The sequence below is a fragment of the Lactonifactor longoviformis DSM 17459 genome (assembly GCF_900129135.1).
GTDB lineage: Bacteria > Bacillota > Clostridia > Lachnospirales > Lachnospiraceae > Lactonifactor > Lactonifactor longoviformis.
The window spans coordinates 45,507-57,661 of record NZ_FQVI01000007.1 but is presented as its reverse complement, the minus strand read 5'-3'; the positions used below and the strand labels follow the sequence as shown (position 1 = coordinate 57,661).

13 protein-coding genes are annotated in these 12,155 nt (G+C 47.4%); all 13 read right to left on the bottom strand.

Annotation, left to right across the window (positions count from 1 at the left end):
• Nucleotides 1–191: 191 nt before the first annotated feature.
• Nucleotides 192–608 carry a GerW family sporulation protein gene (locus BUA56_RS08585; RefSeq protein WP_072850918.1) on the bottom strand — a complete coding sequence of 139 codons (417 nt, stop codon included), beginning with the start codon at nt 606–608 and terminating at the stop codon, nt 192–194.
• A 2-nt stretch (nt 609–610) separates the two neighbouring features.
• Nucleotides 611–1,570, bottom strand: a complete 960-nt coding sequence (locus BUA56_RS08580; RefSeq protein WP_072850916.1) for a DUF2953 domain-containing protein — start codon at nt 1,568–1,570, stop codon at nt 611–613.
• A gap of 13 nt (nt 1,571–1,583) precedes the next feature.
• Nucleotides 1,584–1,910 (bottom strand): hypothetical protein, encoded by a 327-nt coding sequence (locus tag BUA56_RS08575; RefSeq protein ID WP_072850914.1) that lies wholly within the window; start codon nt 1,908–1,910, stop codon nt 1,584–1,586.
• Nucleotides 1,911–1,921: 11 nt separating this feature from the next.
• A complete protein-coding gene (gene pap, locus BUA56_RS08570; protein WP_072850912.1) occupies nt 1,922–3,436 on the bottom strand; it encodes a polyphosphate:AMP phosphotransferase in 1,515 nt (504 codons plus the stop codon).
• 56 nt (nt 3,437–3,492) lie between these two features.
• The gene (locus tag BUA56_RS08565; protein ID WP_072850910.1) at nt 3,493–3,945 is read right to left on the bottom strand and encodes an NUDIX hydrolase; all 453 of its coding nucleotides are present in this window, start codon (nt 3,943–3,945) and stop codon (nt 3,493–3,495) included.
• An 81-nt stretch (nt 3,946–4,026) separates the two neighbouring features.
• Nucleotides 4,027–5,517 carry a peptidoglycan D,D-transpeptidase FtsI family protein gene (locus tag BUA56_RS08560; protein WP_242946745.1) on the bottom strand — a complete coding sequence of 497 codons (1,491 nt, stop codon included), beginning with the start codon at nt 5,515–5,517 and terminating at the stop codon, nt 4,027–4,029.
• Nucleotides 5,444–6,817 (bottom strand): FtsW/RodA/SpoVE family cell cycle protein, encoded by a 1,374-nt coding sequence (locus BUA56_RS08555; protein WP_072850906.1) that lies wholly within the window; start codon nt 6,815–6,817, stop codon nt 5,444–5,446. The genes BUA56_RS08560 and BUA56_RS08555 overlap by 74 nt, the downstream gene beginning before the upstream one ends.
• Before the next feature lie 8 nt (nt 6,818–6,825).
• Entirely contained in the window at nt 6,826–9,027 is a 2,202-nt protein-coding gene (locus BUA56_RS08550; RefSeq protein ID WP_072850904.1) for a U32 family peptidase, read from the bottom strand.
• Nucleotides 9,028–9,086: 59 nt separating this feature from the next.
• Complete coding sequence (locus BUA56_RS08545) at nt 9,087–9,494, bottom strand: cell division protein ZapA (RefSeq protein WP_072850902.1); 408 nt, start codon at nt 9,492–9,494, stop codon at nt 9,087–9,089.
• 70 nt (nt 9,495–9,564) lie between these two features.
• The gene (gene ruvB, locus BUA56_RS08540) at nt 9,565–10,560 is read right to left on the bottom strand and encodes a Holliday junction branch migration DNA helicase RuvB (RefSeq protein WP_072850900.1); all 996 of its coding nucleotides are present in this window, start codon (nt 10,558–10,560) and stop codon (nt 9,565–9,567) included.
• 18 nt (nt 10,561–10,578) lie between these two features.
• Nucleotides 10,579–11,193, bottom strand: a complete 615-nt coding sequence (ruvA, locus tag BUA56_RS08535; protein ID WP_072850898.1) for a Holliday junction branch migration protein RuvA — start codon at nt 11,191–11,193, stop codon at nt 10,579–10,581.
• A 42-nt stretch (nt 11,194–11,235) separates the two neighbouring features.
• Nucleotides 11,236–11,724 (bottom strand): Gx transporter family protein, encoded by a 489-nt coding sequence (locus BUA56_RS08530; protein ID WP_242946744.1) that lies wholly within the window; start codon nt 11,722–11,724, stop codon nt 11,236–11,238.
• 16 nt (nt 11,725–11,740) lie between these two features.
• The gene (locus BUA56_RS08525) at nt 11,741–12,100 is read right to left on the bottom strand and encodes a NusG domain II-containing protein (protein ID WP_072850894.1); all 360 of its coding nucleotides are present in this window, start codon (nt 12,098–12,100) and stop codon (nt 11,741–11,743) included.
• Nucleotides 12,101–12,155: the final 55 nt, after the last annotated feature.

The window sequence follows — 12,155 nt, the reverse complement described above, 5'->3', positions numbered from 1 at the left end:
AAAATAGATTATATCCCCCTAACAGGCATCCTGCTGCCACTAATACGATAAAAAAGCACTTGGGAAATATCAGGGCAATGAGCATTCCCACTCCTACCCAAAATAACAGGAATCCAATGAGACGACACATTTTTGACTCCTTTTGTCCTCTTACTTTTTAGTATATGCAGGGACCCGCTCCTTCAATACACCTAGTCTGTGGGCTCTTCCTGGGAATCCGCTTCTGTCTTTTTGTCCTCTGTCTTCTGATTATGAGCGATAATATCATCGGCTTTCTTGTCTGTAAACTTATTGACAAAGTCTGGCACCATATCCAGAATCTTGGTAAGTCCGTCCTGATTCTTAACATTTACCAGCTTTGTTGTCCCATTGGAGATTACAAGTACAGCGCTGGGAGATACTTTGCCGCCCATGCCTCCGGCACCATTATTCTTTTTGTCATCGGCAAAAGCGCCCGCTGCCACTCCAAAGGATACATCGATGAGCGGAAGTATAATGGTATCACCTACCGTAATTGCCTCGCCCACCACTGTCTTAGTTGTGATAAAACTGTCCATTCCCTTAAAAAGAGAATCTACTGTTGTCTGAAAATTATTCCCGTCTGCCATTATTACTCCTCCTTGTGCTTAAATCTTTTTATCATATATTTTATATTAGAATCACGATACAGCTTCCATGCCACAGCCAGCAAATGAACCCCGTAGATTCTTCCCCTGAGATAGAGATCTGTCTCCAGAATCTTTCGGTCAAAATATGGGTAGATACGCAGTCTGTCCCCATATTTGGGATAGAAAAAACTGAGCCCCGCCAATACCTGACCGGTCAGGGCAGGGTCGTCGAAACCGTAAGAGAGGGTCCCCTTTATCTTAGTCGGTCCCAGTCTCCGCAGCAGTATCCTCAGCTGCCCCCACAGCAGCGTTCTGGCTCCCAAAAATTCCTCTGACTTTATCAGCTCCAGAAACACTTTCATTCTACCATATATTTCCCCGGTTGTTGAGTAAATATTTCTGACTGCCGCAAGAATCTTTTCCGGCAAGTGAAATAGATTATACAGGATCACCTTCAGTTTCTCCAGAAATGCGGCAAATTTGTTCTTTTTGTCCTCGTTTGCCGGTATCTCCCTTTCCTCCAATGCCGCCTGTACACTGCGTCCCCCCTGCAGAGTTTCTTCCTTTTCTTCGGTATGCTCCTCCAGTGTATTATATGGAAGCTTGGTCTCCTCGGATGACGCTGTCTTCAGCTGCTTCTTTGTTTCCGGCTGTGTCTTTTTCCGCCGGAAACGAATTTTGCCAAGGCGTGTCACCAGTCCTTTCAGCCGTTCTGCAGGAATCCCTAAAATTCTTAATTTCATCCTGAATTCCCCATGCTCATAAAGGATTAGCACAGACAGTCCATGGGCCAGCCAGGTAATCTTTCCTCTCCCGGCCACCCCATTCCCATCCTTCTGCAGCTTTCCCTGGTAGCGCAGGGGCACCAGAAGCAGGGACAGCAGAAGCAGAAGAACAAGTCCTACCAAAATGCCCAATATGATTGCTATAACTTTTAGTATTCCCAAAATAATATGTAGCATATTCTCACACCTATTATTTTTCTAGTTCTTTCTGTTTCAGATATCCCCGCACATCTGCGGTCTTCGTATTCTCATAGACTTCCTGTACCATCAAAGCCACAAGCTGTACCGCTTCGTCATATCCTTTTGCCAGGCCTACAATCATGGGACAGGTACGGCGAAGAGGCTTCTGCAGAAGAAGATTTGCAGAAAATATCTCCAGGAGATTCTCCGGATTCTTAGCAAGCGTCACAAGATAGACATCAATGACTCCGGCGCCATGGTTGATTTTCCATATCAGTTTATTTTTCTTCTTTTCTGCAGTATCGCCCACATACAGATTCTTATACCATTTTAACATAATTTCTTTCCTTACTGCTCTTGCTTCAATCTTTCCTCAATCGCCTGTACCACAGATTCCAGGACTTTGATTCTTGCATAATATTTACAGTTACCCTCTACAATAATCCAGGGGGCATAGGAGGTGGAGGTCCGGATAATCATTTCATTCACGGCTTCCTCGTACTGTTCCCATTTCTCCCGGTTTCTCCAGTCCTCCTCCGTAATCTTCCACTGCTTTTCAGGATTCTCCATTCTCTCTTTAAAGCGCGCCTCCTGCTCATCCTTATCAATGTGCATCCAGAATTTCAGGACAATGGCCCCGGAGCGGGATAGATGAGCTTCCATATCATTGATCTCTTTATAGGCTCTCTGCCACTCCTCTTTGGTACAGAACCCCTCAATTCTTTCTACCATCACGCGCCCGTACCAGGTTCTGTCATAGATAGCCACGTGGCCGTTTTTCGGTATTGTTTTCCAGAACCGCCACAGATAGTGGTGCTCTTTTTCCGCACCGCTGGGAGCAGCTGTGGGATTGACAACATATCCCCGGGGATCCATTGTCTCGGTCAGACGTTTAATTGCGCCGCCCTTTCCCGCCGCATCCCAGCCTTCAAACCCCAGCACAACCGGAATCCTCCTGCGGTACAGCTCACTGTGCAGAAGCGCTATTTTATCCTGCAGCTTCTTCAGCTTTTCTTTGTACTCGTCCTTCGTATACGAAAGGCTCAGATCCACACTGCTCAGACTGGAGGATTTCAATACTAAATCTTCCTCTGTGGGCTTTTTAGACTGCCCCTCTGCCTCAGCTTTCTTTTTTTCTTTTCCGGCCCGGCGCACCAGCTCTACCTGTTCATTCAGCCTGTCAATTACCGTGCGGTAGATTTTGATGGTGGCAAACTTCCGATCCATCCCCTCAACAATGGTCCAGGGAGCATACGAAGTGTCTGTCTTCTCCAGCATCTCCTCATTCATCTCTTTGTAGAGTTCATACTTTCTGTTTCTTTTCAGGTCACCGCTGCTCACCCGCCAGGCTGTCTCCGGAGAGGCCAAAAGCTTCCGGAATCTTTTTTTCTGTTCCTTTTTGTCAATATGCAGAAATATCTTAAGGATCACGGTGCCGTCGTCATTCAGCTGCTTCTCAAAGGTATTAATCTCCTGATATGCATATTCCAGCTCTGCGTCCGTGGTTTTCTTGTCAAACCTGTCCACCAGCACCTTCCGGTACCAGCTCCTGTCAAAGATAGCGATTCTTCCTCTGGCAGGAGTCTTTGTCCAGAATCGCCACAAAAAGGGGTGCATTTTCTCATCCTCAGACTCACCGCTGATAGCGAACACTTGGAATCCTCTGGGATCCAGAGGATGGATCAGCCGGTTGATCTGCACGCCTTTGCCCGCTGCGCCAAAGCCTTCAAATACAATAATCACAGGAATCCCCAATGTTCTGCATTCTCTCTGAAGCTCTGCCAGCCTGGTTTCCAGCCTGTCGATTTTTTCATGATACTCTTTTTTCACAATGCTCTTTGTCAAATCAATCTGCTCCAACATCGTCCGCTACCTCCTTTAATTTCAGCAAGAGGGACTGAATAACAGTCCCTCTTCCGTTAAAAATATTTCTTATTTCCCCATAGATTTGCCTTTTTCAAATCCAAATATTCATTGTACGCTTTCTCCAAAATCTGCTTTTCATTGGAAAAGCGCAACAGATGGTAAGCTTCATGGAATTTATAATACCCAGAATCCACAAAATATTCCTCTCTCTGAGGTTTGCTGTAATAGCTGTTCGCCGCCATCAGATACCAGTGTACATCCTTCTCTACCATATCCTCCGGCACGCAGAAACTGTATTGACTCTTACCCACATACTTAATTATGGTCGCTGATACTCCCGCCTCTTCTCTTACTTCCCGTATGGCTGTATCTTTAAAGTCTTCCCCTGCTTCAACTGTTCCTTTTGGTAATACCCATCCCTCGTATTTGTGCTTGTAAGTCTTATACAAGGTCAGTATTTTGCCACGATAAATTACCACCCCGCCACAGCTCGTTGCTTCAATCATCTGCAATTCCTCCTGTACGGTTGTGTTCAAACCTATTTTAGTATAACTCTTTTTCAATTCTCACGCAAGGGAGGAAATAAATTAATAATAGTATTCATTAAACACTGCTCTGGCGATGGGAACGGCGGCCTCACTGCCTGTCCCTGCCCCCTCAGCTATCACGCTGACTACAATATCCGGATCCTCCACATTAGAAAACCCCACAAACCAGGAGTGGGTCTGGCGCTCGCCTCCCTGATCGTACTCTGCCGACCCTGTCTTGCCGGCAGCTGTGTAGCCCTGTCCGTTCAGCTTTTTTGCAGTACCGTTTTCCACAACATCGATCATCAGTTCTTTCAGAGTGTCCGCCTCTTTCACAGACATAAGCCTTTTGTAAGTTTCCGGCTTTGTCTCACTTACTTTGTCTTCGTTGTCATTCTCCACCCGCTCAATAAGATAAGGCGTCATCAGCTCCCCTTCGTTGGCTACTGCACTGGTGATCAGCGCCATATGCATAGGAGATACCAGCGTATTTCCCTGTCCGATGGAAGTCTGCATCAGCAGAGGCTTTCCGGCGCTGGAATCAAGAGAAAAACGGCTCTTTCTGTACGTGAGATCCACCGGCAGTTTTTTATTAAACAGCAGGTCCTCACTTGCAGATTTCAGGGCTCCCGCCCCCAGATCCAGACCAATCTGGGCAAAGGCACTGTTGCAGGATTTGGCAAAGGCTGTGGTGAAGTCCTCCTGACCGTGTACCGTATCGTTATAACAGTGAATCGTATGTTCTCCCACCGTGATACTGCCCTGGCAGTCAAAAGAATAGCCATCCAGGGTCCCATGTTCCCTCAGGTAAGCCAGAGAAGTCACAATCTTGAATGTAGAGCCTGGAGGATATGCCCCCTGGGTCGCCCGATTCAGCAGGCTGGAGTTGCTGTCGTCACTGACCAGCTCATCCCAGTTGTCAGCCAGATGATTCGGATTAAAATCTGGTTTGCTCACCATAGCCAGGATTTTGCCAGTCTTGGGTTCCATCACAACCACTGCACCGTTATAATCCCCCAGGGCATCATATGCTGCCCTCTGGATACTGGTATCCAGAGTAGTTATTACATTGTCCCCGATCACCTTATCTCCCTTAAAGGCTTTCTGCATCTGTCCCAGATATCCTTCATGGGAAGTCAGAAGCTGGAAATTGGCCAGAGATTCCAGGCCGCTTTTCCCCTTCTCCGTATAACCCACCACATGGGCAAAAAGATCATCGTAGGGATACACTCTTGTCTCGGAACCGTCCTCCGCTGTTTCCGTATAGGCCAGACTCTCTCCGTCGGCAGAGAGAAGCTTTCCGCGGATCACCCGGTCTGCAAAGGTATCCTGCCGTTTATTGTAGGGACTATTAATAAATTCCTCGCTTTTCAGAGCATCAAAGTATACCAGATAGCCAATAAGTGCTACAAAAATTGCTACAAAAAAGTAAGACACAATGGCATATTCTCTGTTTCTGGCCTTTTTTGCCTTCTTCTTAGCTTTTTGTTTTTGCTCTTTTTTGATTTGTCTGAGCTCTTCTTCTCTCTTTCTGCTTTCCAAGTTCCTCATCCTCATCTTCTCTTAAAATATATAATCCCTGAACAATGGCCAGCATAATAATCGTGCTGAGCACAGAACTTCCTCCATAGCTGACAAGAGGCAGGGTAATTCCTGTCATCGGGATAAATTTTGTAGCGCCTCCTATGGTAAGGAACACCTGAAATGCGTATTCTGTGCCAAGTCCCAGCGCAATTAGCTTGTAAAATGGATTCTTAATCTGAAGAGAAATATTAACCACCATCAAAAACAGGCTCATACAGACCAGAATCAGACACATGGCAAAGATGCCTCCCAGTTCTTCACAGATAGCAGCAAAGATAAAATCCTGCTTTACGACCGGTATAGAGTCAGGCGCTCCCTGACAAAGCCCCATACCAAACCAGCTTCCGGTTCCTATGGCAAACAGGGACTGCACAATCTGATAGCCCTCTCTGTCGTATACAGAAAAAGGGTCCTTCCACGCCACTACTCTCTGACGCACATGATTAAACAAGAAGTAGGCGCCCACAGCCGCCACACAGCCGCCCCCTGCACCCGCCGCCAGATAGAGCGGTTTTTTGGTTGCTACATATACCATTGCCAGATATGTGATAAAGAATACCACCGCACTTCCCAGGTCTTTGGATGCCACCAGTATCAGAACATAGGCACCTGCGACCACCGTGGCCTTTACCACCTGTATAAAATCCGTGTTTTTATAGAGCATGGAGGCCACAAAAAACACGAAAATAATCTTAACAAATTCAGAGGGCTGAAAGGAGAAGCCGCCCAGATTAATGGAAAGCTTGGCCCCATATTCCGTCCGTCCCAATACCAGCACGACGGCCAGCAGCACAAAGCCTGCACCGGCATAGACCCAGGTAAGCTGATTCAGAAACTTCATCCTGCGGATCATTACCGGTATCACCAGCGCTATGACTGTGGCAATCACGACAATCTGAAACTGCTTCACCGCACGCTCCAGATCCAGTCTTGCCAACATAATAAATCCTATGCTCAGCAGCATGCACATATGGTTCAATACCAAAAAAGCCGCCTTTTTATAGATAATGCGGTACAGGATCTGAACCACAGTAAAGTAGATCAGCTGTGCTGCAAAAAAGGTCAGGATCTCTATTTTCTGTATCTTCAGAAATATAACCGTAAAGGCAACCAGATCCATAAAATAAATCAGGAACAGCTGTTTCCTTAAAATATGTTTCTTTTCTCTCTCATTTCTCTCTTTAAACACAGTGAAGCACTGAAGAGTATACAAAGCCATGAGAATAATAATCAAATATCTGGATAACTCAACAATAACATTTACCACGTTTTCACCTACTCTACCCCTCTTTTAAAATGTCCCTTGGTAAACTCCGGTACATTCTGGGGATTCTTTTGATGGTACAGGTATACACCTGCGAAAAGGGCTATCATCTCTCCGGTTTCCTTTGCATTTTCAGTAGTAAATGCCATCCGGAGGCTTCCCGGTCCCAGATTCTTAACACTTTGACTCTCCTTCAGAAGTCCGGTGGGGATACTGTTATATATGACGTTATAACAAAAGCTGCAGAAGCATTTCACAGGAAACCTCTGTCCGTACCGATCTGCAAGCTCAGCCCGGCCGTCTCTTCCGCTGCACTTCCCTGCAGTTTTTAAGAGACACTGTGCAGAGATCATCATCGGATATCTCCCGTAGATAATCATCTCACTGCCGCTGTTATACCGCCTGTGCAGTTCTCTTTCATTCAGTTCCAGCGGCACGGTCTGCCGCTTTACGCCCTCGTGCTCCCAAAAAGACTCCGCCCGGTTATTAAAACTGTACACTACATAGTCTAACACAGCTTTCCTCTCCAGTCCAAGTTTTTTTAGCAGTGCCCAGCTTTCCAGATTCCGCACCAAATATCCGTCAAGTCCTGCATCCGCCAGCTCTTTCAGAGTGTTTTTTTCTTTTTCCAGGGTATCGCCTCTCACAATATAGGGAAGCGAAAGATAACATTCCTTTCCCGCATTCTGAACCTCACGAAGCAGCTTTTCCGCTCCGGCAAATAAACTATTTCCCGCTGTCATAGAACAGTCAACATAAATCCCTGATACCTCTTTCCGTTTCAGCGCCTCAGAAAGCTGTTCCCTGGTTTCCACAGAGACATAGAGAGATAGCTTACACGATCCCACGCCGGGCTTTTCCTCTGCTCTGCCTGCGGGAACAGGCGGCTTTCTCCTGTAAGTCTTCAGCAGTTCCTTTTCCAGTTCTTCCAATCCCCTGCGTCTCAGTTCATTGAGACTCTGCATAGGAAGGAAGAGTTCCCCTTCCATCATAATCCCGGGATTTTTAAATGAAAAGGGGGTGGCACCAGTTTTTCTCAGCTGTGCCTTAATCCTTTCTTCGGACAAAGGCTGTTTTACGGCCCGCTGAGCCGGTTCCCCGGATACACTGACCGAGGCTTCCCGGCACTTGACAGTGAAAAGAGAAGGTTCTCCCTCCTTCAGATGCAGGCTTCCCTCTATGCCCACCGGACTGCTCTTCCCCACAAACTCCCGGGCCAGCTTTTCATAAAGAGCCCTGGTATTTTCTTCTCTCAGACAGCCTTTTTTTTCGGCAAGCTTCTGGTTTTTCACCGCCATCATTTCTTTTCCATTGTGTACCTGATAATAGCCCCGGCTAAATCCATCCCTCTGGTATAGGGCAGCCAGTTCTCTGTAATCATCCTCGGACACGGAAAACGTCTCAGGACTTGTCAGCGCCATGTCCAGATACTTTCGATAGATCCGGGTAACCCCGGCCGCATATTCCGGTTTTTTCATTCGTCCTTCTATCTTAAGGGAGTATACTCCCCCGCGGAGAATCTCGGGAAGAAGCTCTATGGTACACATATCTTTTGGACTTAAAAGATACTTGTCCTCCTTGCTGTTCAGGCGCTTCCCATTTTCATAGACATCGTAGGGAAGGCGGCAGGGCTGGGCGCACCTCCCTCTGTTCCCGCTTCTCCCTCCCAGAATGCTGCTGAAAAGACACATGCCCGAGTAAGAGTAGCACAGGGCACCATGGATGAAACTTTCTATCTCTACATCTGCAGTATCGTGTATGGTGCGGATTTCATTCAGGGAAAGCTCTCTTGCCGTCACTACTCTGGTTACTCCCAGTTTTCTCAGATATGCGGCGCCCCCGGCACCGGTCACAGCCATCTGTGTGCTTGCGTGTATGGGAAGAAGGGGAAAATTCTCTCGGATGAAAGAGAGTACCCCCAGATCCTGCACAATGACCGCATCCAGACCCCGCTCATAGAGAGGAGCCAAATACTGAAAAAGGCGGTTCTCCAGTTCAGCGTCTTTAAGCAGGGTATTCACCGTAAGATACAGTTTTTTCTCATGTATATGGGCATAATCTATGGCCTCTGCCATCCGTTCATCCTCCAGGTTATTAGCATATGCCCTGGCTCCGAAATTCTTCCCGCCAATGTAAACGGCATCCGCTCCTGCCAGAAATGCCGCTTCCATGCCCTCCCAGGAGCCTGCAGGAGATAAAAGTTCTGCTTTCATATCGTTCCTTTCTATTTTTCAAACAAGAAAAGGAGATCACCGCGGCAATCCCCCTTCCTCTATGATAATAATTCATTTACTTCTTTTTCCAGCTCTTCCACCTGACCGGACAGCTTATGATTCTTATCCTTCAGCTCATTCAGCTCGTTCACAGCATTCTCAAGCCTCACCTGAAGCAGTGCCATCTCATGCCTCAGATCGTATACTTCTTTATCTTTGCCCTGCAGATCCTCTTCAAACACTTCTGCCTGCCTTTTCGCTTTAAAATAATCATCTGTGACATTCAGGCTCAACAGTGTATGCTTTGTCTCCACAGACTGCCTGTTATATCCCGGCAGCTGACTGAGCTCTGCAATTTTATTATTAATATAGGACGCCACCTTCTGTAAATACTCTTCACTTTCATAACCGCTCAGGGTAATAATCTTTCCTCCGATTAACACCTGCGTCGTATTTTTTACTGCCATCTCGGGTCCTCCCACCTATTTTCTCATATGTCTATTATAATCGAATTCTGCAGAAAAACAACCCTTTTTATCAGGGCTGTGCGATCCCCAGATGATGATAGGCCAGCTCTGTCGCAATCCTTCCCCTCGGTGTGCGGGATAAAAAGCCGTTCTGAATCAGGTAAGGCTCATAAACATCCTCAAGGGTCCCCGCATCTTCACCGATAGACGCAGCCAAGGTATCCAGTCCCACAGGTCCGCCCTGGAATTTGACTATCACAGTGGTAAGAATTGTCCGGTCCGCCTGGTCCAGGCCATACCGATCCACCTCCAGCAGATTCAGTGCAAAATTTGCCACCTCTTCTGTTATCCTGCCGTCATATTTCACCTGTGCAAAATCCCGGACCCGCTTCAGCAGCCGGTTGGCCAGACGCGGGGTTCCTCTGGACCTGCGTGCCATCTCTTCCGCGCCCTTTTCGTCTATCTCCACCCCAAGCACTTCTGCTGAGCGGATAATAATCGTCTTAAGCTCACTCACATTGTAGAATTCCAGACGGTGTACCACGCCGAACCGGTCTCTCAGGGGTGCTGTGAGAAGTCCTGCCCTGGTGGTCGCGCCCACCAGGGTGAATTGAGGAAGATCCAGACGAATGGATCGGGCAGTAGCCCCCTTTCCAATCATGATATCAATGGCATAATCCTCCATGGCGGGATAGAGAACCTCCTCTACCTGCCGGTTCAGCCTGTGTATCTCATCAATAAAGAGTACATCCCCCTCCTGGAGGTTATTCAGAATTGCCGCCATCTCCCCAGGCTTTTCAATGGCCGGTCCGGAGGTTACCTTCATATGAACTCCCATTTCATTGGCAATGATTCCTGCCAGGGTGGTCTTTCCAAGACCCGGAGGACCGTAAAAAAGTACGTGATCCAGGGCATCCCCACGCTGTCTGGCTGCTTTTATATAAATCTTCAGATTCTTTTTCGTCTTTTCCTGGCCAATATATTCGTCCAGTGTCTGAGGCCGGAGGCTGCCCTCTATAGGCAGATCTTCTTCCGTTACATCTGTGGTTATAATTCTTTTTTCCATGTTACCATCCTACTTCTGTTATATGTGCATTTTCTTCAGAGACTGTTTCAGGATCTCCTCCACACTCATCTCCCTGGCACCTTCTACCAGTTTCACAGCCCTCAGGGCATCTGTGCTGGAATATCCCAGGGCTACCAACGCCTGCACCGCCTCTTTTGAGGCGTCGCCGCTCCCGGGAAGCTCCCCCCGGGCCGTCTGGCGGCTGCTTAGCTTCTGTTCAAAGGCATCCTCCAGATTCAGCTTGTCCTTCAGCTCCAGAATCAGCTTCTGCGCCGTCTTTTTTCCGATTCCCGGTGCCTTTGCTATGGTGGCCGCATCATCTGACAGCACAGCGAATCTCAGCTCATCCGCTGTTATTCCCGACAGAATGCCAAGGGCACCCTTAGGACCGATTCCATTGACTCCCAGCAAAAGCTGAAAGGTATTCAAATCATCCTTTGTCAGGAAACCATACAGCTGCATAGCATCCTCACGGACATTCAGATACGTGTATATTTTCACCTCATCCCCGGGATGCAGCATCCCATCCAGTGTAGAACCCGGCATAAAGATATTATATCCTATCTGACTGCTCTCCAGAATAATTTTATTCTCCTGAACCTCAATCACTTCACCTTTAATAAACGCTATCATATTTCCTCCTGCCTAAAGTATGCCAGGGCCGTCTGCCGTTCGTTAGAGCAAAGGCTTCAGACGCCTTATGAGCATCTGGCCTACTATTCCGATCAGCAGCCCGGTTACCAGACCCGCCACCAGTAAAACTGGCACATAATAAAACAATTTTATATTCTCTACTACCAGAGCAGCTACCAGAATCTGTCCGATATTATGAAACACACCCCCGGCAATACTCACCCCTATAACACTGAGTCCCGGAACCTTCTTCATCCACACCATCACCATAAGACTCAGATATCCCCCGGCCAGACTGAACAAAATGCTGAACAGACTGCCAAAGAGAAAGCCTATTACCAGAATACGTATAGTAGCAATTACAGCGGCTTCTTTCCATGTAAATACATAGAGCATAAACACAGTTACCAGATTGGCAAGTCCCAGCTTAATCCCAGGTATTCCGGTGAATATCGGAAGGAGCGTCTCTATGTATCCGAATATAATGGCAATCGCCGCCATAAGACCCATCCACGCTGTCTTTTGTCTCACCTCTGTCTTCCACTCCTCACTGGGCTATAGTATCTGCCTGTGCATCCTTCCCGTCCTGGGAGATTTCCAAAACCACTTTGTTTGGAAGACACACAATCGTACCGCCGGAAGCGTCAATACTCTTCTGCTTTCGGCAGAGCTGATCCGGGCAGTCAGCCTCTGTCATCCTAACCACACCATCTTTTATCTCACACCGGTTGGTAGAACCGATTACAATTTCCTGATCTACAGATAGATCGTAAGTCCCGTATACCTCTCCGTCTACGGTTATCACCAGCATATTCCCTTTCTGATCTCCAAACATCCTGAATCCGGCCCAGCAGGCTGCCGCCGCAAGCAGAATAATTCCTATAAGAATCAAATCTTTTTTCTTCACATTCAGGCACCTCCCGAAAAGTATGAAATATTGCTAATGCAGGATGCTTGAAAGA

What these genes read in the sequence shown, in the direction of transcription:
- BUA56_RS08585 (WP_072850918.1), bottom strand. Translation starts at nt 608, where the DNA reads ATGGCAGACGGGAATAATTTTCAGACAACAGTAGATTCTCTTTTTAAG.
- BUA56_RS08580 (WP_072850916.1), bottom strand. Translation starts at nt 1,570, where the DNA reads ATGCTACATATTATTTTGGGAATACTAAAAGTTATAGCAATCATATTG.
- BUA56_RS08575 (WP_072850914.1), bottom strand. Translation starts at nt 1,910, where the DNA reads ATGTTAAAATGGTATAAGAATCTGTATGTGGGCGATACTGCAGAAAAG.
- pap (WP_072850912.1), bottom strand. Translation starts at nt 3,436, where the DNA reads ATGTTGGAGCAGATTGATTTGACAAAGAGCATTGTGAAAAAAGAGTAT.
- BUA56_RS08565 (WP_072850910.1), bottom strand. Translation starts at nt 3,945, where the DNA reads ATGATTGAAGCAACGAGCTGTGGCGGGGTGGTAATTTATCGTGGCAAA.
- BUA56_RS08560 (WP_242946745.1), bottom strand. Translation starts at nt 5,517, where the DNA reads ATGAGGAACTTGGAAAGCAGAAAGAGAGAAGAAGAGCTCAGACAAATC.
- BUA56_RS08550 (WP_072850904.1), bottom strand. Translation starts at nt 9,027, where the DNA reads ATGAAAGCAGAACTTTTATCTCCTGCAGGCTCCTGGGAGGGCATGGAA.
- BUA56_RS08545 (WP_072850902.1), bottom strand. Translation starts at nt 9,494, where the DNA reads ATGGCAGTAAAAAATACGACGCAGGTGTTAATCGGAGGAAAGATTATT.
- ruvB (WP_072850900.1), bottom strand. Translation starts at nt 10,560, where the DNA reads ATGGAAAAAAGAATTATAACCACAGATGTAACGGAAGAAGATCTGCCT.
- ruvA (WP_072850898.1), bottom strand. Translation starts at nt 11,193, where the DNA reads ATGATAGCGTTTATTAAAGGTGAAGTGATTGAGGTTCAGGAGAATAAA.